Consider the following 20,588-nt stretch of genomic DNA (forward strand, 5'->3'; position numbering starts at 1 on the left):
AACAGAATGCAAACCCACGGGTAAAGTGATCACGGGATGGCTTGGTCTTCAAAATATGCGCTGCCTGGCTTTTTCAGCGTTGAGAGGAAATCGCTAGGCGCAACAAAAACAGTCTCGCTATCGTCGACGTTAACATAAACACCCTGAGCACGCACATCGTCGTTACCGATGCGTACCGTTCGCCAGCTTTTACCAACGCGGTAGCGCACGGTGAGTCTTGGGGCATCAAAACCCAACGCATGGCGATCGGCGGCATCGACATCTTCTAATCGCCGAAGAGCTTCCGTCCACTCCAATGTCGCCAACAGCGAATCTATCGCATCGCGATTTGGTTTTTTTATCTTCGGCCGCTTTAGTGACCAAGTAGGTTGCGCTGTATTGCTTTGATGCTGCTCGAACAAAAGTCGCTCGCCATCGTACGTGAGATCAATCTCGCTCACGTGCTTGAGAACAAAGTCAGGAAGCAGAGTTGTTTCTCGACCCTCGAGCTCACTGTCGCTAAGCGTATGACGTTCGAACATGACAATGTAGGCAATAATTGCGGCAAAAAATGCCAACAGTGGCAAGTTTAGCCGCCAATTCATGCCCTGCGTCTCCACCACACCAAAAGGCCAAGCAGCAAGGAAAACGAAGGCAATAGCACGACTACACGCCACCAAAGCACGTCCAAATCCGCCACACTCAAATCAAGCTGTGCACGGTTTATTTTTTTCGGCGGAATCGAAATCAAACTCTCGCGTTGCGACAACCATCCGGTAAGTGCACTTGCAATATAGAAGTTCGTTAGCTCTGGCGCATCAAGATAGCTTGAGGAAAGGAAATCGCTGTCGCCCACAACTGCCACTCGGCCCTTAGCCACGCCCTTGGTCCCATTATTCTCACCATGGGCAGCATTAACGTAAACGGTAGTAGCTGCAGCCAAGGAAACGCTTCGTGCTGCTTTTGTGGTCGCTTTCCCCTCGAGAAGCGTGTTGAGCGCCTGAAGGTCAGATAGTGTTGAAGCTTTAGTGCTCGTCTGGAGGATAGATATCGCACCACTGCCCTCTTCAGCGTTGATTTCGCGTGCTTGATGCATGACAAGCGGCGCATTCGATCCAATGAGTTCCTGAGTCGCGGGATGCGTTCCGTAGTGTGTGACAAAGAAGCGCTCCAAAGGACTCTTTTGAGGCAATAGACTTTCATCATGCTCAACGACGATATTGTCCGCGACATCAATACCAAAGCCTTTGAGCATTTCTTCAAGCCCGGTTGGCATCACACGTTGCCTTAAGATAACAGGATCGAGGGCGAAAAGGAGATTTCCGCCGTCGCGCAGATACTCTGCAAAAGCCTCGGCTTCGCTTTTGGAAAAAGCACGGGTGGGTCCAATGACAAATACCGCATCGCATTGCTCAAGGAGGTTTTGGCTCAGCCCAAAGGGAACGCTTTCCATGTGTACGTTGTCCCGTTCGAGATCATCGCGTAAGGCTAGCAAGGAGCGGCTCTGTCGCGATCCAAATCCCACTCGCCGTGACCACTGCTAAGGCATACTTCGGTGGCCTGACCATTGCTAACTTGGCACGATGGCGCTGGTAAGAGCACGTTCGGCGCGAACTTCAATCACATCACTTTCAGCTTCGTCATCACTTTCGATATCACCAAACCAATGAGGTCTCTCTGCAATGGCCCACTTGTTCGTAGCGTTCGATACATCATTGCTGCCGTATCCGCCCTAAGTTCATCACTACCCATCAACTGGCCCGCCATCACGCCAAAGCGCTGGCAAGTAGTTCAAACTCAGCGGGGCGTTTGGTCCGGGTCGACCAGATGCACGGCGACCTCATCAGAAACCTCAGTATACTGGGTTTTCCAAGCAATGTTTTGATTTCCGGGAAAACTAGGGCTCGCCTCTCGGAAAGAAAAACATAGATATTTATTGGGCTATTCAGCCCTTAAGCACTTTTTTTCGCTTCGTGAAGACAAGCTGTAGAGTTGCTCTTTTGTCCAATCCCAACGTGTGTAGTGCCTAAAGGACAGATAGTTCAGCGCTACTACGATAGCGAGAACAAGCAGACTGCTTAACGCAAAACTGAGTTCCTGGGTGATGCGCACTTTTCGAGCTTGGCTCACGGCGCTATGCGTTTGCGACTGTTGCGAATCAGAAACACTCATGAGATGTACTTCCTCAGCTCAAGTCGTCTTACCGCTAAGAACAAGGCCAACACGGCTGCGGATAGATCAAAAACAAGATAGCGACTGTCCACAATGCCCTTGGAAAATGTTTCCATATGGCCCCAAGCGCTTACATAAGCGCAAAGCTCACGGTGCAGTTCATCATCAAAGAGAAACTCACCAAGACCAAGCACGAACAGTAGCCCAAGCACCATGAAGGTCAGGAGCGCTGCAGCAATTTGATGACGCGCACCAGCACTCATCATCAAACCAATGGCCATGTAGTACATGCCGATACCTAGGATTCCCAGATAACTTGCTGCGATTTCTCCCACATCGACATGACCAAAGCCTGTGGCGAGCACGACATACACAAAGGTCGGCAGCCACAGCACTATCCAAACAGTCATCACGGCAAAGTATTTACCTAAGATCAGCGCCCACTCCGTCACGGGTGCGGTGAGCACCGTCTCAAGCGTACCGGTCTGACGCTCTTCAGCCACCAGCCGCATGGTAAGCACCGGAACAAACACTAAAAGCGGCATAAAAAACAACGTGGTTCCACCAAAAAAGGTGGTTAGTGGATTGGCGCTGGGAGTCTCAAAAGCAAACTGCGAAAAATGCACGGAAAGCACATAAAAATGAATGCCGCACCAGAGCAGCCACACCGTGAACACCACATAAGCCATGGGCGATACGAAGAAAGCTCGCAGCTCTCGCCACGCAATGACGACAGCACTACTCATGATTTCTCCTTTTGCTCGCGCACAGTCTTGAGTGCCTGAGCCTCGGCTTCACTCATGACTTCGGTAGTGGTCAACTCCGCAAAAACGTCTTCTAAGCTTGCCGACTCGGCACGCAGCTCACGTAACACGACGCCAGCTTCAGAGGCTGCTTCAAAAATACGTTCGGCAACTTGCGGATCAGAATCTACCTCAACGCGCGCACGAACCAAGTTGTTGTAACTTAGGTCGACGATTTCAGATACACGCTGCACGCCTTGTACCGACCAAAGCATCGGCTCAATCTGCGCTCGCTTAGCACGCGCTTCAATGACAAGGCTCTTTGCGTCGTTTCACTTTTTACGCAACACATCAGGGCGACCTTCAGCAACCAGTTGCCCCCGACGCAAAATAAACACACGCTCGCAAATGGCTTCGACCTCGGGCAAAATATGGGTCGAAAGTAAAATGGTCTTTTTCCCTCCGAGCCGGCGAATTAGCGCTCGAACATGGCGAATTTGATTGGGATCAAGCCCTGCGGTGGGCTCGTCCAAAATGAGCAGCGGAGGATCGGCCACAAGCGCATCGGCCAAGCCTACGCGTTGCTTATAGCCACGCGAGAGTTGTCCAATGATTTGCCGTGAGACTTCCTCAATATCCGCAAGGCGCATGGCTTCGAGCACATGCTCTTTTCGTTCGAGACGCCTAACGCCTTTTAGAGCAGCGCGAAACCATAGGTACTCGCCAACCCGCATGTCCTTGTACAAAGGAACGCCCTCGGGCATGTAACCAATGCGTTTGCGAGCTTGAACCGAATCGCGCAACACATCAATGCCATCAATCTCGATGCTGCCCTCATCCGGCGCCACAAACCCTGTCAGCATGCGCAAGGTTGTGGTTTTACCTGCGCCGTTGGGCCCGAGAAAACCAACAACTTCGCCCGTAGCCACCTCGAAGCTTAAACCATCGACAGCGCGGCGCTTCTTGAAACGCTTGCTGAGTTTATCGACCCTTAACACAGCCGGGGGTATAAAAGCGACCGTAGCTAGAAGGCAAGCGAATCCTGCGATTATATAAACGCTTAATAAATTGAGCTTTTTAGACCTACACTTTCGTTCAGTGTAGTCTTAGCTCTATGCAATTTATAAAACGGGCAGCAAGTACGCTCTTAGCGGTGAGTTTAGGCGCACTTCTCGCTCATCTGAGCCAAGATTTGCCTTGGGTGGGCACCCACAGCTTCGCCTCACTGTCCTCAGCGCGTGCGGCATCGCGAATCGAACAGCGCCCAGAGCTCAATGACACACAGCGCTCCGTTTCAAAAACAAAAGCAGTCAGCCTCAATCCCATCGATCTATCGATTGCCCTTGGAAAGCCTTTTGCCAGGGGAAAAATCATGACAGGTGCAACACCGCATCGGCTGATTCTCTTTACCTTTGATGATGGCCCGGATTTACGGCATACGCCCGCACTACTTGATGCGCTCGATGCCCGAGGAATCAAAGCAGTGTTCTTTCTGTCTGCATGGCGGATTCGCGGACAGAGCGAGGCGCAACGTGCGCAAGCTGAAATTGCAATTGAGACCGTACGCCGAGGACATATGGTAGCCAGCCATGGTCTTGATCATTTACAGCTTCCACTTCTAAACAATGAAGAAGCTCTTGAGCAAATCGTAGGCGCACAGGCGATTTTTGAAAAAGTGTTCGGACAACGCCCCTGGCTGTTTAGACCACCCGGTGGCGCTTATTCCGACCGTACGACTGCCCTTCTTGCGGATCATGGCTACACCACGGTGATGTGGAATCTTGGCACCGGTGACGTGCAAGTGGATACCCCTGAAAATGTATTGCAAACTTGGCAACGCGTACTCGACCGCCGCGAACGAGAGGGAAACCAAAACGGCGGGATTATTCTTTTGCATGACACCCACACCTGGAGCGTGATCGGTTTTGAAATGATCCACGATGAGCTAATGCGTCGTAACTGCAAAATCCTCAAGCGGGGTGAAGAACTCTACGACATCGTTGATGATCCCCGTTTCTTTTTCAGCCCTCTCGGCAAGGCTGCGCCTACGAGCAAAGCAGCACCAGCTATGCCTGAGCTCGCTCTCCTTGAAGCAAGGCAGGAGCGCCTTCGCAAACTGACGGAAAAGCGCTGCGAATAGGCCCGCTAGGACGCTTTCCCAGACAATTGATCGATGTTTGGAAAATGCTCTAAAGCGCTTTCGCAATAAAGCGATACACCGGCAGACCGTCTAGCTCCGCGCGCCGCTCTCGGTTCGATGGCGCCGCAAAAGGATTGCTAGTCAACCACTCACTGCCGTCGACTTCTAGCAGCGCATAGTTTGGATGAGCCCGGAAGGTTGCCGCATAAAGCTCTGCGCGTTCTTGGACATCGGTCTGAACAAAAAAATCACCGCCCTTTTTCAGAACACGGTGCGCATCGTTCAATAGCTCTGCATCGATAACACGACGCTTTGAGTGACGTTTTTTCCACCAAGGATCAGGAAAATGAACAAAGACCCTGCTCAGGCATGCATCCGGGCCTGCGAGCTTGAGAAACTTTCGAGCATCGCCACAAAATACACTGATATTGTGCAACTTTTCGCTGCAAGCTCGCTCGTGAACTTTGTATACCCACTTGCTTTTGACTTCGACTCCAAACAAGGCAATTGATCGATTGTTTCGCGCACGCTCAAGCAAGGACGCGCCGCGGCCAAAGCCGATTTCCAGTTCAAACTCGTTGCAATCGGGGACTAATTCGCGCAGATCAAATGCTTTTTCACTGAATCGAGGGGCAAGCTTTTGATAGCGCCTCGGATCGAGCTGCTCAGCCGGGCCGCACGGGCTCGGTTTAGCGTTTTTAACAGCAGGCAACTGGATGGACATAATGTCCGGGCTAGTAGGTGCTCTTTGAAGGACAGTCAAGCTGCCGCTAGCAAAAGAAGGGCCTGTTGGTGCGCCTCCCAGTATGCTAACGATACGGGCATGGCAAAACTTGAAGCATTGAATGCTGTTGTTTTTGCAAATGCGCAAAACGGAACCGAAATTAGCGGCCAAATCTGCCCTCCTTACGATGTACTCGACGAAGGGCCTAAAGCTAAACTGCTTGCCGCCGATCCGCACAACATTGTCGCCGTCGACTTACCAGTCACGCCACCTAAGACCTTAGGGCCAGACTCCGCCTATGACAACGCAGCGCAACTTTACCGTCAATGGATTGAGGAAAAGTCCTTGTCCACGATAACGACACCGCTCTTTTTATCTATGAACAACGATTTACGGTCGCAGGCCGAAGTTATGAGCGCCGCGGACTTATCTGCGCATTAAAGACTGAAGAGTTCAATAAGCCTCACGGCATTTTCCGCCATGAAAAACCATTCAGGGCGGCACCGACGACCGACTGAAACTTATGCAAGCTACCCATGCCCAACTCTCTCCCGTCTTTGCAGAAGTTGATGATGCCGAGCAACGTATCTCAACGTTGCTAAAGACACAGTGCGAGGGACAAGAACCTGATTTTGTAGGAAGCACGGCAAATGACGATGTGCTGCATCGCTGCTGGCGCGTGCAGGACCAGTGTGTTTTTGAAACGGTAGAGCACGCACTACAAAACAAAGAAGTTTTCATCGCCGATGGGCATCATCGTTATACAACAGCGCTAAACTACTCCAAAGAACACACCGATAACGCGCTAGCCCAACGCTGCATGTTTGTGCTTGTGCCGATGCAGGATCAGGGTCTGCTGGTGCTGCCAACCCATCGCGTTTTGAAGAATTTGTCTGGTTTTAGTCTCGATGCACTACGCGCGGCGCTAAAAGATGTGCCTGAGCTCGATCTGTCCGAAACCGGGTCAGCGGCTTCACTCGAAGAAATAGCCCTCAGCCTACCAACGCATGGAGCGCATGCCATGGCCCTTTATGATGGGCGTTCAAGGCAAAGTTATATCCTTCGCGCAAACACGGAGGACCCGCTCCTTCGATTTTGTCCCGATCGTCCCAAGGTGTGGCGGACTCTCGACGTCGCAGTGTTGCACGAGCTCTTCGTGGACCGTGTCGTGCGCTGTCATTTTGGTGGGCAAAATGTTCAATACAATTACCCGCACGACTTGCAGACGCTTAAAGAGCAGTGCGAAGGAGAAAATGACCGTATTGGGGTGATTTTACAGGCAACTTCCCTGCAGCAAGTCTGCGATGTCGCTCGCGCTGGCGACGTCATGCCTCCCAAAAGCACATTCTTTTTTCCCAAGCTCGCTACCGGCCTGGTTATCAATGCTCTGAAATAGCTGCCAGGGCACTCTCGGTATCTGGCGCGAAACTTTTCGAACTTATGGGATAAACTACCAGTATTTCTTGACCAATTGGTCTACGGTAGCGTACAGATGATATAAATTATCGCGTGGTGGAGCCAAAACGATGACCCTTACCATCCTCGCTGTCGATGACAGTGCAACGATGCGCAGTATTTTGGAAATGACCTTTGCAGGAGAGGATGCAAATGTGGTGTCGGTGCAAAGCGCAGATGCTGCACGAGGGCAAGTCGACTCGCTGCAACCTGATGTTGCCATTGTTGATAACTCTCTACCTTCGACAAGCAGCTATGACCTTTGCCGCACGCTAAAGCAGTCTCAACCCAGCCTCAGGGTGTTGGTCCTGGCAAGCGAGCAGCATCCCTACGATGAGGGTAAAGGCCGTAGCGCAGGCGTCGATGGGCATGCTACAAAGCCTTTTGAGACCCAAGTTCTCATCGAAAAAGTTCAAAACATGCTGGGCAGAGCAAGCAATCGGCCCTCCGCTCCACAGGGAGGGATTTCGCCCGCACAAAATATTCCGCAAGGAACTGTCCCCATGGCGCCACCGATAAGTGCTGGCGGGCAGCCCGGAGCACCACGGTTTAGACAAAAGACCGTGATGGGCACCGGAGCAGCGCTGCCACCGCTTCCTGGCATGGGTGCGCCGCTCGCGGGATCGGCTCCGCAGGCCCCTTCACCCAATCGCATGAGCATTGGAACCGCAGCGACGCAGGAGCGCCCAGCATCGACGCCGCCAGCTCGTGCGGCCACCCCAAGTCCAGTCGCAGCCCCACCGGTCGTAGCAGCTGCTCCTCTAAGTGCTGCTTCGATTAGCTTAGAGCAAAAGCTATCGGGTCTTGGTCTCGACAAGACTCAAATGGAGGCTGTTTTGACCCTGTCTCGGGAAGTTATTGAGCAAGTGGTTTGGGAAGTCGTGCCCGATCTTGCTGAAACACTTATTCGAGAAGAGATCCGGCGCCTTACCGAGGACTAACTCCGCAAAGGCGGCTTGCTTGAGTCTTGTTGACGCTACGAGGAATATCGGCCAGATATCTCCTCCGAGCAGAGCCGTAGCCAAAACGCTTTAGACGAGAGGGCGAGTAGAGTGACAGACATGCTAAAGGACGAAGTTTTTCCAAAAACTTACGACCCTGAACAAACTGAAACCCGTTGGTACCGTTTTTGGGAAGACAGCAAGCTGTTTTCGGCAACAAACGATCCCTGCGACACCCGCCCAACCTATACCATCGCCATTCCGCCCCCGAATGTCACAGGCTACCTGCATATGGGGCATGCTTGCCGCGCGACCTTTGAAGACGTGTTGATTCGCTACCATCGCATGCGGGGCTTTAACACCCTTTGGATTCCAGGAACGGACCACGCAGGCATCGCAACGCAAGTCGTCGTAGAGCGCCAGTTAAAAACGAAGGCATATCGCGCCATGATCTTGGGCGAGATAAATTTATTGAGCGCGTTTGGCAGTGGCGCTCGCAATCCGGAGACCGGATTTTCGAGCAACAGCGCGTGCTTGGCGCTTCCTGCGATTGGTCACGAGCTCGTTTCACTATGGATCCGGCGTTGTCCCGCGCAGTCACCGAAGCCTTTGTCAGGCTCTTTGAAGAAGGACTCATTTATCGCGGCACGCGTTTGGTGAACTGGGATGTTGAAACGCAAACCGTTTTATCTGACTTGGAAGTCGACACCCAAGAAAACGTCGAAGGCGAACTTTATGATTTTGCTTACCCTGTCGCAAAAGAGGATGGCGGCGGCGAAGTTATCGTCTCAACCACCCGACCCGAGACGATGCTCGGAGACACAGCTCTTGCCGTACACCCTGACGATGAACGCTACAAGCATCTGCATGGGAAGTTTGCACTTCATCCTTTTGTGGATCGGAAAATCCCCATCATCGCCGATGCCGAACTTGTCGATCCAGAGTTTGGTAGTGGTGTCGTAAAGGTCACCCCGGCACACGATCCAAACGATTTTGCCACGGGCAAGCGACATGGCCTTGAAGCGATCAATATTCTTGAAAAGAACGGCACCATCAATGAAAACGGCGGTACGTTTAAAGGTCTTGAGCGCTTTGCGGCGCGAAAAGCTGTTAAGCAAGCGCTCAAAGACAAAGGCCTAGAGCGCGGCAGCAAAAAACACATCATGACATTGCCGCGTTCACAACGCTCAGGCACCGTGGTTGAGCCGATGGTTTCCACCCAATGGTTTGTTAAAATGGATGGCTTAGCAAAACCCGCTATCGCCGCTGTCAAAGAAGGTCGCACCCAAATCATCCCGGAAGATTGGACAAAAACCTATTTTCATTGGCTTGATAACATTCAAGACTGGTGCATTTCGCGGCAACTGTGGTGGGGCCATCAGATTCCCGCTTACTACTGCGAAGCATGCGAGCAACTTCAGGTAAGCCGCACTGCACCCGAAAAGTGCAATGCTTGTTCGCACCCTTCCCTTCGTCAGGATCCCGACGTGCTGGACACCTGGTTCAGTTCCGCGCTCTGGCCTTTTTCAACATTGGGGTGGCCCGAACAGAGCGCTGACCTTGCAAAATCTATCCAACCGACGATTTAGAAACCGGCTACGATATTCTTTCTTTTGGGTCGCACGCATGATGATGATGGGCATTCATTTCATGGGTGAAGTTCCTTTCCGACGCATCTTGCTGGCAGGCATGGTTACCGACGAGCAAGGCAACAAGATGTCGAAAGTCAAAGGTAATGTCATCGATCCTTTGCATGTCATTCATGGTATCAGTTTTGAGGATCTCGCCGCGCAGGCCAAAGAGCTCGGTTCAACCGAACAAGGCATCCGCTATCTACAAAAACACTATCCGGATGGCTTCAAGCCCTGCGGCACCGATGCGCTTCGCTACACCCTGCTTAGTTACTCGCCGCAAACGCGCAAAATCCCCCTTTCGCTCAAACGCATTGAGGGTTACCGAAACTTCTGCAACAAGCTTTGGAATGCCGCCCGCTACACCTTGATGAGTCTGTCCGAATCCGAGACACTCTGCCCAGATTCGGCCCCCCAGCCAACCACCTTAGCGAACCGCTGGATCCTATCTCGTTTGCATCGAACCATCGAGCAGGCTGGGAACGGACTCGACAGCTACCGGCTCGATGAAGCAAGCAGCAGCTTGTATCATTTCGCTTGGGACGAGTTTTGCGATTGGTACCTCGAGCTGTCCAAACCGTTGCTTAGTCAAGGCGAAGCTGCAGTCAAATTGGAAACCGAAACTACCTTGCTCTACGTCTTAGAAGTACTACTTCGACTTTTACACCCCATGATGCCTTTTATCACGGAGGACATCTGGCAGCGTATCCCTAAAAAAGACTCGGCGACCCTAAGCATTATGGTCGCACCCTATCCTAAAGCAAGACACTGTGAACGAGAGGACAAAGACGCCGAAGAGAAGATGGCTATTTTGCAGCCTGTCATCTCCGCCGCACGCACCATTCGAGCTGAGCATGAACTGCCATGGTCAAAAAAGCTCCCACTTACTTTGCTTAGCGACGACAAAGACATCGTTACGCTGCTCAAGGCCGAGCAAAACGCCATCGCGACGCTTTGCAATGCAGAGCTCACCATCAAGAACGCAAGTGCTCCCAATGCCACAGACAACGCAGCCGTCTCTATTGTTGAAAGAGTCACCGTGCTCGTACCACTTGAAGGGCTGGTCGATCCTCAAAAAGAAAAAGACCGTTTAGAACGCGAAATCAAAAAGACCCGAAAAGACATCGACCAATTGGAAAAGAAACTAGCTAACGCGAATTTCTTGCAACGTGCGCCAACTGACCTTGTTGAACGGGAACAACAACGTTTTGCTGAACTCAAACAGGTCGAGCAAAAGCTTGATGCAACTCTGAAAAAATTAGTTGTATGATTCTTGAAGGCTGAGTTGTCCCGGAAAAACATGCTCATCCTGCACAGCAATGCCTTCGAGGCTCAGTAGCTTTCGCTTCAACTCTAGACCGGCAGAAAAGCCACCTAGCCCCAAGTCTTCTCTCACCACACGGTGGCAAGGCACCGCAACAAGAATGGGATTGGCGCCAACGGCCCGACCAACCGCCCGCATAGCGCGAGGACTGCCCAGATCCCGTGCAATGCCCGCATAAGAACGCACGCCACCGCGGCGAATTGCACCAAGGGCCTGCCATACTCTAACTTGAAAAGGGGTCCCTTCTAAATCGACTGCCAAGAGTGCCGGGTCAATCGGCTCTCCGTTAAAATAGTCAGTCAACGGCCTGGCATAGTAGTCAGGTACCGTGACTATCGTTGAGGCTGAACTTTCGTTTTCGCTATTATTGAAACGCATTTCACGCAGACCCTTTTTGGACCAACGAAGAAATAAAGTTCCAAAGTTTGGCACATTCAACAAGCCAGACGATACTTCTGTGTTTGGGCTATGCTCCACAATAGTGTTAGCCTGCGTCAACATGATTCCCTCGATGAGAGTTTGCGTGTTTCTACTGCTGATTGCAAGCTGCGGCCCAAGTCCACGACTCGTTCACCAAAACGATCTGGCTTTTGAACGTTGTTATTCTCGAGAAAACAGCCTAGCGTATCAAAAAAGCAAAAAAGAACACTGCTGGAAACACTGGCTTCGGCGCCACACCCTGGGCCAGAACTCAAACAAAATCGCTTATGCGGAAGACTGTCTTCAAGATGGCCCTAGCTGCAGAGCACACAGTTTATACAACAGCCCTCAGCTAACGGTTGAAGAAAGCAAGCTTCGCCGCAATTCACGAACCTTGCCAGTCACTTATTGTGCAATGCGCTGCAGCAAAAAGCGCGACACCTGCAGGGCGCGCTGCTCCGAGATGACCAAAGCCTGTCAAAACGCTTGCCAAAATGAGTTTCGTGTCTGTCAAATAGGCTGTCATTAGAGCACTTTTCTATTCACTATTTCGAGATACCGCGCAGGAGGAAAGGCGCACCCGCTTTATCCTGGCCATTGAGAACGAAATACAGGAATCAGTATAAAGTCATTTTTTACAAAACTTTACACCTTTGTCCTTTGCTGAGGGGGGGGGATCGATGCCATAAACACTGAGCATGGTGCTTTACCAAATTTTGGGCGCCCTCAGTCTGTGTGCACTCGCAGTTTACGGCTTCGGGGTCTTTACAACTTGGCGGTTTTTCAAACATCCGCCTCCACCGCCACTTGAAATCGCTCCGGCGGTCTCCGTCCTAAAGCCAATCAAAGGGCTTGAAGAGGAACTTAAGGAAAACCTTCAGAGCTTCTTCGATCAAGTTTACCCTGGTCCCTGGGAGATCGTTTTTTCCTCGAATGATCCCGATGACCCTGGAATCATCGTAGCGAAACAAGTCGCCCGGGACTATCCCGAAATACCATGCAGGTTTATTCAATCCGATACCAGTTTTGGACGCAACCCTAAAGTATGTGACTTAGCTGGCGCATATTTTGCTGCCCACCATGATCTCGTCTTGCAGACCGACGCAAACGTACGTGTCCCCAAGACCTTCTTATCCAAAGTCGTCAGCGAATTCGAATCCCAAGGAATATCCTTACTTAGTTGTCCCGTGGTGGGTGCAGAAGAGCAAGCATGGGGAGCTGCCGTTGAAAACACGCATCTTTGTACATTTATCACCCCCAGTGTTTGTTTTACCAAGCTCATGACGGGAATCACCTGCGTCATCGGCAAGGCCATGCTGTTGCGGCGAAGTGAACTGGAAGAGTTAGGTGGTCTTGCAATGTTTAAGGACAAGCTTTGTGAAGACTATTTGCTTGGCGACTGTTACCGAAAAAACGGCCGAGTCGTTGAACTGTCGCGCCAACCCATCACAAACATCAACATTCAACTGCCTTTGAAGCATTTTTTTTCACGCCATTCACGTTGGCTAAAGATGCAAGCCGTTATTCATCCACCTAGCTTTGTTCTTGCTCTCCTGTGGGGCAATCCAGGAGCACTGGCTTTCGCGGCATGGATCCTGTCCTGCGCAAGCGTCTCGATGACAGTGCTGCTTTTAGGCGTCATCGCAGCAAAAGCTGCCGGAGACATCCTTCTGTTTTCATTGCTCGCCACAAACCGCCTCGCTTGGCTTATCTTTGGGTCTTACCCATGACCGATCTGTTTTTCGCTATGATGTGGCCTTATGCAGCCGTCTCGCGCAAAGTAAAATGGCGAGGAGTGGAACTGCGCATGGGGCGCAACAGTGAGATTGACGCTAACCCGCGCGGAACCCTATCGCGATGGCTCCGCCGGATTTTTCACTCTTCGAGTGTGTTCTTGTAGGCAAGAGCTCTAATCGGAAATGCGACGCGGGGTTTTGCTAACATTTAGGGTAGATGCGCTCCGATGAGGATCTATAACTTCATTGTCCCAGTGGCATATTGCAATCGGAACCATGCAATACGTAGGTCGATATGGGCATTCAACAAATCCAAATAGGCCTGGCTAAGTTCAGTGTCCGCATCCAAAACGTCCGATAAGACGGCCACCCCAACTTCGAACTGGAGCACGCGCGCACGATAGCTTTCTTTTGCGGCCTCCAAACCCTCTTGAGCAACGGCTAAGGAGGTGCGCGCCGTTTCATGAGCTGTCACAGCTTGGGTTATTTCAAGACTCACCGCGTCGTTCACTGCTCTAAAAGCGCCACCGGCTCTCATGAGATCTGCCTCCGCCTGCGAAGTGGTGGCCGAGGCGGAAAACGTGTCATTGGGAGACCAGCTCAGCACCGCGTTTACGTCCCAAGTCGCTCTAAACTTTTGTTGCTGGGGAAAAATACGCGTGTTTGGATTGGCGTAATCCATATTGGCAGAGAGATCGAGTTTCGGGTACTGAAGGCCTCGCTGTGCCGAAACGATGTGTTTTTGTGTTTTGATTGTCGCCTTGATCGCTTTAATCTCAGGGCGATTGTGATATGCGAGTTTAAGAAACTTCTCTTTGTCGCCCTCCAAGGGACTGGGATTTGCTTCAAAGCGTTCCGCTATCATGATCTGAGAGCAGGGTTGATAGTGTAGCAGTATGCACAGGCCTTCAGCTCCCAGCACTTCAGAGGCCCGGGCGCGGGTTTCAGCAAGCTGGGCCCTTGCCAGCTGTGCCTGTGCTCGCTTCAGGTCCAATTTGGCCATGCGTCCGCCATTGACGAAGGCTTCAATTTGGTTGCGGCGATCCTCCGCTGATTTGCGGGCTCGCATGGCCACAGCATGCGCCCCTCTAGCGCGAGCAAAGTTAAAATAACTTTCCGCCACATTTAGTGCGATTTGGGCACTTTGAGATTTCAGACGGTGTTGCTCAGCTTCTTCGGCCGAAATGGAAGCTCTGTACGCAGGCAGCGCTGAGAGCAAAATCTCACTTACCGGAAATTTAACCGTGGCACGCAATGCATATTGATCGAAGAATATAGGGAATGAAAAGTTTGCTGTAGCTTCTTGTGAATCAATGCTGTTTTGCCACAAAGTGCGTGCAGCAGGATCGGTGACTTGAGCAGCCAGAGCGCGAGCTTGAGTAAATACTTGCGGATCATCGTTGTAAAAGCTCCCGTTCTTAACCGCGCTAAGTCGGGTGTAACGACCGCTAAACTCAAGCCTTGGCATAGCCGCAACAAGCGACTGCGAGGCAGCAGCCTCAACTAGAACGATAGCAGCTCGGGACTTCTCGATGTCGGGAGACCAGGCCAAGGCCATTTTCTGGGCCTCCGTGACCGTGAGCTCCTTGCCGCTTCCTCGCACCGTTTTAAGCAAGTCGAATGGGTCCTTCTTGGTCAATCGATTGGACTCCCCATAACCGAGAGCAGTCGCAATGAAGCAAAAAAACACCGTAAAAGTAACAATTTTCACATTCTTGGATACCGGCATCATTGAGGCGATGTATAGCGGCTTGGCGCGGGAATGGGAACCATGATAATTTAGCTTTGTGCACGCGGCGAAAAAGTATAGAAAAGACTATGTCCTCTAAAAAAGGTTACGTCCTAGGCGCTCATTTGCGCTCAGTGATTCGTCACCTTCCCACCCAAGCTCTAGAATTGGGCGAATACCAGACCCTTGCTGAATCAATCGATCCAGAAGCGTGGTACGACTGGGATATCTACGTCACAATGTCTCGCACCATTGCTGCGCGCATGCCGAGTCGTTCAATCGTTCAAATCGGGACACAACTTGTAACCCATTCCCGGGATCTTTTTGTTTCCCAGGGCTTTGATAGCATCGACAAGGTCTTTAGCGACGCCTCCGCAGTATTCCGGGCCAATTCGAAAGATGTCGATGAATCGGATGACATGAAGACGGTTTTCTTCGAACCAGGGCATGCGATCATTGAAGTGGGCGGCTCTCACGTGCCGGAGCTCATTGAAGGCTTCATTTATGGCTTTATCGAAGCTTTTGAAGGGAAGCTGCTTTCCTTGCACGGGAAGCTGAAAAAGCGCGCACCGGATCTTTACGAATACGACATACGCTACGAATCGTGAGTCAAAGTTTGTGGTCAGCTTAGCGGTGTAAACGGCATATCCTGACTGCAAAAGACTCAGCCTCTAGACTTGCCGCTGAAATAAGCAGCATCGACCTCCACGCGATCGGGGATGCGATTGGCGTGGGCCTGCGCCTGTATCTTCACGTTGCTGTATCGCAAAGGGGAATCTTTAGGCAAAGGAAAATCCGTAGGCAAGTACAGCGTTGCGCAACCTGGACCGCCTCCTGCTTTCGCGAATAACTCCTGTAGCTCGATCTCAAAGACCTTAAGACCCAGAGCTTTCAGATCGTTTTCATAAGCCATACTTACCCCTGTGGGCACAAGTACGCCGCCATTAACCTGACGGGAATTTCCGGCGTAAGCATCCACAGCATCCTGCTTTGATAGCTTCAGGCAAGGTCGGCCATCTAGAATTCGCCAGATCACTTCCCCGCCATCAGCGTAAAACCCTTTTTCATACACAGCCACGGTGCTCCGATCCTCCGCACGTAGAGCAAAATACGCAGTATCACCGTGAAAATGAGGATATATCAGCTCGAGGAACACCGTTTTAGCAGGGTCAAGATCAAAAAACTCGGCAACGTACTGAACGCCCTCCAAGCTGGATCGCAAGGTCTTTTCAGCGATGCCGGCATCGTAATGCCCTCGAACAGTGTGAGTGAAAAAGACGGTATCATCGACGACGACAACATCAGCGAGCCCTTCCCATGGGTGCGGGTTCTGTTCGCAAAGTAAAGAAAATCCACTTTCCGCGGCGATGGCTTCAAGCAAGCTCTGATAGTAAGGAATTTCGCGTTGCCGGTGCTCCAACATACGGGGATAAAGAACTCGCAACGTTTTGTCTTGGACTTGCACCCAAGGGCCGTTTGCGGTGAAAACGCGCCCGGTTAGAATCTCATCAACCGAAGCAAGCTCTTCCTTCGTATCCGAATCGATCACAGTACCATTGCTAAGCACCCGAAGCACTTCACGGTCCCAAAACCGCTGGTCTGCCTCTTCAAACATGAAAATCGAATCCCCGCCGCATTCAACAATGGCATCACAAATCGTTAACCATTCGCGATAAGCCTGCCTTGGCGAGTAGCTCGTATGCATTACTTCGCTTTTGTAGTTCGCCCCTGCTTTGTTCATGGTCACAGGCGCCGGAGGACGCATTAGCAAATCGGATCCGTAAAAACGCTCAAGCATGTTTTTCAATCACCGAAGCTAACTTGTTGAGTTGATCTTGGTGCAGTGCACTCGACACGAAATTCGCAAAAAACACCGACACATAACCCGCTACGTCCAAAACGACTGTGATAATTGTGGTGTCTTGAGCGTGCTTCATGCCCCAACGCTCTTGCTGCTCGAGGAGAACTTGAGCGATCTTATAATCGACCCAAATGCCGTAGATTCCGCACGTTAAAATAGAAAACGCCAAATCGAGCACAAAAGCCTGTCCAGTCGGAGTTTGTCCTGTCAGAGACTCAAACTCCCGGTAGACACAGTGATACCAGTACAAAAGATAGAGACCACAGGTCACAATGCTAAGCAAAAGTACGAGCCCGGGTTCTCTTTTTTCCAGCGAATGAGAGGCCATGGCTTGGGACCTTATCACAATCATGACGTATTGACCCAGCGCCCCTCTGGAGATTATCACCTCTTCATGAAGGCCTACCTGGAGTTAATCGAACACGTCTTAGAGCATGGAGAGCGCCGAGAAGATCGAACTGGCACCGGAACGCTCGGCATATTTGGGACTCAGACACGTTACGATTTGCGTGAGGGCTTTCCCTTACTCACCACCAAAAAGGTGCTTTTTGATGCAGTAGTTCGAGAACTATTATGGTTTTTGAAGGGCTCCACGAACATCAACGATGGCCTTAGTGAATACACCCCAATATGGGATGCGTGGGCGGATGAAAACGGCGAGCTCGGCCCGATTTATGGAAAACAATGGAGGAATTGGGGCGGCCAAGGCATCGACCAGATAGGACGAGCCATAGAGCTCATCAAAAATGATCCAACGTCACGTCGCATTATTGTAAGCGCCTGGAACGTGGGTGACCTAGACAAAATGGCCCTGCCCCCCTGCCATGCTTTTTTTCAGTTTTCTGTCACCGGGAATTTTTTGGACTGCCAGTTGTATCAACGCTCTGCCGATTTAGCCCTAGGCGTACCTTTTAATATTGCAATCTATGCTTTGCTCAGCACCATGATTGCTCAAGAATGCAAGCTGGAGGCACGCTATTTTATTCATACCCTTGGGGACGCTCATATTTACCTGAACCATGTTGAAGGCCTCAAAAAACAACTTGCGCGTAAACCTTATCCGCTGCCTACCCTTCGCATCGCCCACAAAACCTTCGACGACATCTCATTCGAAGACATTAGCCTTGAAAACTATCAGCATCACCCTTTTATCCGTTTTGAAGTGGCCGTATGAGTGAGCTAGCACCAGAGCTGTCCTTTGCTTGCATCGCCGCACTCGATCAACAACGGGGCATCGGCGCAGGTGGCAATCTGCCCTGGCATCTACCCGAAGACATGGCTTATTTTCGTAAAATCACTACCACATCAAAACAAGGACTCACGAACGCGGTTATCATGGGACGAAAAACCTGGGAATCCATTCCCGAACCTTACCGACCACTTGCCGGTCGGACCAATATCGTTTTAAGCCGCAACAAACGAAACGGTTTGCCTGGCTCGGTACACGCCGCCCTATCGTTCGAGGACGCCTTAACTAATTGTAAAACGCTTCAGCAACTGCAGCGTGTGGATCAACTGTTTGTTATCGGAGGCGCTCAACTCTATGCACACGCCATAGCACTTACCCAGTGTAAACGTTTGTTTCTCACACGTATTGAGGCGGCTTTTGAATGCGATGCTTTTTTCCCGCCGTTTGAATCAGACTTCGCTCTGATCGCTTCTTCAGCGGCCAAAAAGCATAAGGATTTAGTTTATCGCTTCGAGGAATACCATCGAAATTAGCTAAATTTAGGCGTAGCTACCAAAGAAGCATACTGCTATAAGGGCCGAGGAGATATACCATGAGAATTCCTTTAGCTGGCTTATTAGTGCGCAGTCCACTGCAACAGGTCGGCGAATTAATGGACCGCGTCGTTGAATGCTGCGAGCGCATTCCTGAAACATTCGAAAAGCTCATCGCGGGGGATCAGCCCTCAGTAAAAGCTTTGGCCAAGGAGATTAGTCGACTTGAAGCCAAAGCCGATGAAGCTAAAAACAAAGTACGCTCGAACATGCCTATTCGTTTGTTCTTGCCCGTCGACCGACGCGACATTCTAAAGCTTATCAGCCAAATCGATTCAGTGGCCGACTCGGCTGAAGATGCAGCTGTCCTGCTTACTTTGCGCGAGCTTACCGTTCCCAAACAAATGCAAGACTCACTGCGCTCACTCATTGAACATGTTATGGATTGCGTATTTTGTGCTCAACGCATCACGCGCACTCTTGATAACCTTTTAGCTGCAGGTTTTGGTGGACGAGCAGCCGAAAAAACGCGCGCCATGATAGACGAGCTACATCGTCTCGAACACGAAGCAGACAAGGTACAAAGCGAAAATGCTCGCATCCTTTTTCGATTGGAGAACGAACTCCCACCCATGGAAATTTTCATGTGGACAAAAGTCCTTAACAAACTCGGTGACATGGCAAACCATGCAGAGAACGTTGGCGACTTGTTCCGCCTCATTATTGCTCGCTAAGTCAGGATTCACGTCGCATGGACATGGTTAGCGTCCTTACAACGACAGCCGCCGTTATTGGCCTTTACATGGCATGGAACATTGGCGCAAACGATGTGGCCAACGCCATGGGTACTTCCGTGGGTTCCGGAGCACTTACCCTGCGCCGCGCCATTGTCGTGGCTGCAGTATTCGAGTTTTGTGGAGCCCTGCTCGTCGGTGGCAGTGTGACCGAAACCATCAGCAAAGGCATCGTGGATGCCTCAAGCCTCGGTGGCGACAACCTCAGTTTTGCCCTTGGCATGACCTGCAGTCTGCTTGCTGCAGCCATTTGGCTAAACATTGCGACTTTTCTCGGCTGGCCCGTCTCAACAACCCATAGCATTGTCGGTGCCGTTATCGGTTTTGGCATTGTTGCTGGGGGCTTCTCCAGCGTGGACTGGTCTAAAGTATCCTTGATTGTCGCTTCGTGGATTATCTCGCCAATCTGCGGTGGCTTTGTGGGCTATTTCTTCTTCATTCACATCCGCAAACGAATTTTGGCGGAGCGCAATCCTTTGCAAGCCATGCAAAGGTATGGACCGCTGATGCTCTTTCCTATCGGCACCATGCTTACCCTAAGTCTGATTTACAAAGGGCTAAAACCGCTAAAACTCGACTTACCTCTTTCTTCGGCCGGACTCATTTCCGTTGGAGTGGGTATTGCCCTTGTGCTTATCGCTACGCCTATACTTCGCAAAGTCGCAAGCGAGAGCCACGGCATTCGATATTCTGAAAACCTGAAACGCACCGAACGCGTTTTTCTTTACTTGCAAGTAGCCACCGCTTCGTTTGTTGCCTTTGCTCATGGAAGCAATGACGTCGCCAACGCCGTGGGACCTTTGGCAGCAGTGTTTGGAGCACTGCAAAATGGTTTCACCGAAGAAGTTCAGGTTCCAATGAAAGTACTTCTCCTGGGCGCCTGCGGCATCGTGATTGGCCTGGCAACGTACGGCTACAAAGTGATTGCTACTGTGGGCGAGAAAATCACAGAACTCACACCGTCCCGTGGATTTACAGCCGAATTTGCCGCAGCCACAACCATTTTGGTCTGTAGCAAACTGGGCCTTCCCGTCAGCACCACACATACCTTGATTGGATCCGTCATTGGAGTAGGCTTTGCTCGTAGTGTCGGAGCGATCAATACACAAGTACTGCGAGGCATCATTGCAAGTTGGTTTATCACAGTGCCCTTTACTGCCATTCTCGCAGCCGCGCTATTTGCCCTCAGCTCATTACTTTTTTAGTTCACAAAGGAT

General features: G+C 51.2%; 21 protein-coding genes and 1 pseudogene. 11 read left to right on the forward strand and 11 right to left on the reverse strand.

Annotated features, from left to right (window positions below; genetic code table 11):
• Positions 1 to 29 precede the first annotated feature (29 nt).
• The 6 genes from IPJ88_13790 to IPJ88_13815 form a co-directional block, all read right to left on the reverse strand.
• A complete protein-coding gene (locus IPJ88_13790) occupies positions 30 to 584 on the reverse strand; it encodes a DUF4340 domain-containing protein (protein QQR89268.1) in 555 nt (184 codons plus the stop codon).
• The gene (locus IPJ88_13795; GenBank protein ID QQR89269.1) at positions 581 to 1,504 is read right to left on the reverse strand and encodes a Gldg family protein; all 924 of its coding nucleotides are present in this window, start codon (positions 1,502 to 1,504) and stop codon (positions 581 to 583) included. Before IPJ88_13795 ends, IPJ88_13790 begins: the two co-directional genes overlap by 4 nt.
• A 416-nt stretch (positions 1,505 to 1,920) precedes the next feature.
• Entirely contained in the window at positions 1,921 to 2,151 is a 231-nt protein-coding gene (locus tag IPJ88_13800) for a hypothetical protein (protein QQR89270.1), read from the reverse strand.
• Positions 2,148 to 2,897 (reverse strand): ABC transporter permease subunit, encoded by a 750-nt coding sequence (locus IPJ88_13805; protein ID QQR89271.1) that lies wholly within the window; start codon positions 2,895 to 2,897, stop codon positions 2,148 to 2,150. Before IPJ88_13805 ends, IPJ88_13800 begins: the two co-directional genes overlap by 4 nt.
• A complete protein-coding gene (locus IPJ88_13810; GenBank protein ID QQR89272.1) occupies positions 2,894 to 3,169 on the reverse strand; it encodes a hypothetical protein in 276 nt (91 codons plus the stop codon). The genes IPJ88_13805 and IPJ88_13810 overlap by 4 nt, the downstream gene beginning before the upstream one ends.
• Before the next feature lie 57 nt (positions 3,170 to 3,226).
• The gene (locus tag IPJ88_13815; GenBank protein QQR89273.1) at positions 3,227 to 3,892 is read right to left on the reverse strand and encodes an ATP-binding cassette domain-containing protein; all 666 of its coding nucleotides are present in this window, start codon (positions 3,890 to 3,892) and stop codon (positions 3,227 to 3,229) included.
• Positions 3,893 to 4,008: 116 nt separating this feature from the next.
• Here IPJ88_13815 and IPJ88_13820 point away from each other — a divergent pair, with 116 nt between their 5' ends.
• Complete coding sequence (locus IPJ88_13820) at positions 4,009 to 5,034, forward strand: polysaccharide deacetylase family protein (protein ID QQR89274.1); 1,026 nt, start codon at positions 4,009 to 4,011, stop codon at positions 5,032 to 5,034.
• Between the two features lie 49 nt (positions 5,035 to 5,083).
• Here IPJ88_13820 and trmB read toward each other — a convergent pair whose 3' ends face one another.
• Positions 5,084 to 5,758, reverse strand: coding sequence for a tRNA (guanosine(46)-N7)-methyltransferase TrmB (trmB, locus tag IPJ88_13825; GenBank protein QQR89275.1), 675 nt, complete (start codon positions 5,756 to 5,758; stop codon positions 5,084 to 5,086).
• A 99-nt stretch (positions 5,759 to 5,857) separates the two neighbouring features.
• Between trmB and IPJ88_13830 the strand changes: the two genes are divergently transcribed.
• The 4 genes and pseudogenes from IPJ88_13830 (at position 5,858) to IPJ88_13845 (ending at position 11,055) form a co-directional block, all read left to right on the forward strand.
• The gene (locus tag IPJ88_13830; GenBank protein QQR89276.1) at positions 5,858 to 6,199 is read left to right on the forward strand and encodes a DUF1015 family protein; all 342 of its coding nucleotides are present in this window, start codon (positions 5,858 to 5,860) and stop codon (positions 6,197 to 6,199) included.
• Between the two features lie 82 nt (positions 6,200 to 6,281).
• The gene (locus IPJ88_13835) at positions 6,282 to 7,154 is read left to right on the forward strand and encodes a DUF1015 domain-containing protein (protein QQR89277.1); all 873 of its coding nucleotides are present in this window, start codon (positions 6,282 to 6,284) and stop codon (positions 7,152 to 7,154) included.
• Positions 7,155 to 7,284: 130 nt separating this feature from the next.
• Entirely contained in the window at positions 7,285 to 8,154 is an 870-nt protein-coding gene (locus IPJ88_13840) for a response regulator (protein ID QQR89278.1), read from the forward strand.
• 120 nt (positions 8,155 to 8,274) lie between these two features.
• Positions 8,275 to 11,055, forward strand: a pseudogene (locus tag IPJ88_13845) (valine--tRNA ligase).
• Here IPJ88_13845 and IPJ88_13850 read toward each other — a convergent pair.
• On the reverse strand, positions 11,044 to 11,610 hold the full coding sequence (locus IPJ88_13850) for a methylated-DNA--[protein]-cysteine S-methyltransferase (protein QQR89279.1): 567 nt from the start codon (positions 11,608 to 11,610) through the stop codon (positions 11,044 to 11,046). The pseudogene IPJ88_13845 and the gene IPJ88_13850 overlap by 12 nt on opposite strands.
• Before the next feature lie 617 nt (positions 11,611 to 12,227).
• Between IPJ88_13850 and IPJ88_13855 the strand changes: the two genes are divergently transcribed.
• Positions 12,228 to 13,259: a glycosyltransferase gene (locus IPJ88_13855; protein QQR89280.1), complete on the forward strand. Its 1,032-nt coding sequence runs from the start codon at positions 12,228 to 12,230 to the stop codon at positions 13,257 to 13,259.
• A gap of 241 nt (positions 13,260 to 13,500) precedes the next feature.
• On the opposite strand, the gene IPJ88_13860 is transcribed toward IPJ88_13855, so the two are convergent.
• Positions 13,501 to 14,976, reverse strand: coding sequence for a TolC family protein (locus IPJ88_13860; GenBank protein QQR89281.1), 1,476 nt, complete (start codon positions 14,974 to 14,976; stop codon positions 13,501 to 13,503).
• Positions 14,977 to 15,083: 107 nt separating this feature from the next.
• Between IPJ88_13860 and IPJ88_13865 the strand changes: the two genes are divergently transcribed.
• On the forward strand, positions 15,084 to 15,602 hold the full coding sequence (locus tag IPJ88_13865; protein ID QQR89282.1) for a hypothetical protein: 519 nt from the start codon (positions 15,084 to 15,086) through the stop codon (positions 15,600 to 15,602).
• A gap of 56 nt (positions 15,603 to 15,658) precedes the next feature.
• Here the strand turns inward: IPJ88_13865 and IPJ88_13870 are convergent, their stop codons facing one another.
• Together IPJ88_13870 and IPJ88_13875 are read right to left on the reverse strand one after the other, a co-directional pair.
• On the reverse strand, positions 15,659 to 16,792 hold the full coding sequence (locus IPJ88_13870) for a hypothetical protein (GenBank protein QQR89283.1): 1,134 nt from the start codon (positions 16,790 to 16,792) through the stop codon (positions 15,659 to 15,661).
• A complete protein-coding gene (locus tag IPJ88_13875; GenBank protein QQR89284.1) occupies positions 16,785 to 17,183 on the reverse strand; it encodes a DUF4234 domain-containing protein in 399 nt (132 codons plus the stop codon). The genes IPJ88_13870 and IPJ88_13875 overlap by 8 nt, the downstream gene beginning before the upstream one ends.
• 66 nt (positions 17,184 to 17,249) lie before the next feature.
• Between IPJ88_13875 and IPJ88_13880 the strand changes: the two genes are divergently transcribed.
• From IPJ88_13880 to IPJ88_13895, 4 genes are read left to right on the forward strand one after another with little or no spacing between them, the layout of a single operon-like run.
• The gene (locus IPJ88_13880) at positions 17,250 to 18,029 is read left to right on the forward strand and encodes a thymidylate synthase (protein ID QQR89285.1); all 780 of its coding nucleotides are present in this window, start codon (positions 17,250 to 17,252) and stop codon (positions 18,027 to 18,029) included.
• Positions 18,026 to 18,577 (forward strand): dihydrofolate reductase, encoded by a 552-nt coding sequence (locus IPJ88_13885; GenBank protein ID QQR89286.1) that lies wholly within the window; start codon positions 18,026 to 18,028, stop codon positions 18,575 to 18,577. The genes IPJ88_13880 and IPJ88_13885 overlap by 4 nt, the downstream gene beginning before the upstream one ends.
• A gap of 59 nt (positions 18,578 to 18,636) precedes the next feature.
• A complete protein-coding gene (locus tag IPJ88_13890) occupies positions 18,637 to 19,311 on the forward strand; it encodes a TIGR00153 family protein (GenBank protein QQR89287.1) in 675 nt (224 codons plus the stop codon).
• 17 nt (positions 19,312 to 19,328) lie between these two features.
• A complete protein-coding gene (locus tag IPJ88_13895; protein ID QQR89288.1) occupies positions 19,329 to 20,576 on the forward strand; it encodes an inorganic phosphate transporter in 1,248 nt (415 codons plus the stop codon).
• Positions 20,577 to 20,588 lie beyond the last annotated feature (12 nt).

It is taken from the genome of Myxococcales bacterium (genome assembly GCA_016699535.1).
In the GTDB taxonomy this organism is placed as follows: domain Bacteria; phylum Myxococcota_A; class Polyangia; order Polyangiales.

What these genes read in the sequence shown, in the direction of transcription:
- IPJ88_13790 (QQR89268.1), bottom strand. Translation starts at nt 584, where the DNA reads ATGAATTGGCGGCTAAACTTGCCACTGTTGGCATTTTTTGCCGCAATT.
- IPJ88_13800 (QQR89270.1), bottom strand. Translation starts at nt 2,151, where the DNA reads ATGAGTGTTTCTGATTCGCAACAGTCGCAAACGCATAGCGCCGTGAGC.
- IPJ88_13805 (QQR89271.1), bottom strand. Translation starts at nt 2,897, where the DNA reads ATGAGTAGTGCTGTCGTCATTGCGTGGCGAGAGCTGCGAGCTTTCTTC.
- IPJ88_13810 (QQR89272.1), bottom strand. Translation starts at nt 3,169, where the DNA reads ATGCTTTGGTCGGTACAAGGCGTGCAGCGTGTATCTGAAATCGTCGAC.
- IPJ88_13820 (QQR89274.1), top strand. Translation starts at nt 4,009, where the DNA reads ATGCAATTTATAAAACGGGCAGCAAGTACGCTCTTAGCGGTGAGTTTA.
- trmB (QQR89275.1), bottom strand. Translation starts at nt 5,758, where the DNA reads ATGTCCATCCAGTTGCCTGCTGTTAAAAACGCTAAACCGAGCCCGTGC.
- IPJ88_13830 (QQR89276.1), top strand. Translation starts at nt 5,858, where the DNA reads ATGGCAAAACTTGAAGCATTGAATGCTGTTGTTTTTGCAAATGCGCAA.
- IPJ88_13835 (QQR89277.1), top strand. Translation starts at nt 6,282, where the DNA reads ATGCAAGCTACCCATGCCCAACTCTCTCCCGTCTTTGCAGAAGTTGAT.
- IPJ88_13840 (QQR89278.1), top strand. Translation starts at nt 7,285, where the DNA reads ATGACCCTTACCATCCTCGCTGTCGATGACAGTGCAACGATGCGCAGT.
- IPJ88_13850 (QQR89279.1), bottom strand. Translation starts at nt 11,610, where the DNA reads ATGTTGACGCAGGCTAACACTATTGTGGAGCATAGCCCAAACACAGAA.
- IPJ88_13855 (QQR89280.1), top strand. Translation starts at nt 12,228, where the DNA reads ATGGTGCTTTACCAAATTTTGGGCGCCCTCAGTCTGTGTGCACTCGCA.
- IPJ88_13865 (QQR89282.1), top strand. Translation starts at nt 15,084, where the DNA reads ATGTCCTCTAAAAAAGGTTACGTCCTAGGCGCTCATTTGCGCTCAGTG.
- IPJ88_13870 (QQR89283.1), bottom strand. Translation starts at nt 16,792, where the DNA reads ATGCTTGAGCGTTTTTACGGATCCGATTTGCTAATGCGTCCTCCGGCG.
- IPJ88_13875 (QQR89284.1), bottom strand. Translation starts at nt 17,183, where the DNA reads ATGGCCTCTCATTCGCTGGAAAAAAGAGAACCCGGGCTCGTACTTTTG.
- IPJ88_13880 (QQR89285.1), top strand. Translation starts at nt 17,250, where the DNA reads ATGAAGGCCTACCTGGAGTTAATCGAACACGTCTTAGAGCATGGAGAG.
- IPJ88_13885 (QQR89286.1), top strand. Translation starts at nt 18,026, where the DNA reads ATGAGTGAGCTAGCACCAGAGCTGTCCTTTGCTTGCATCGCCGCACTC.
- IPJ88_13890 (QQR89287.1), top strand. Translation starts at nt 18,637, where the DNA reads ATGAGAATTCCTTTAGCTGGCTTATTAGTGCGCAGTCCACTGCAACAG.
- IPJ88_13895 (QQR89288.1), top strand. Translation starts at nt 19,329, where the DNA reads ATGGACATGGTTAGCGTCCTTACAACGACAGCCGCCGTTATTGGCCTT.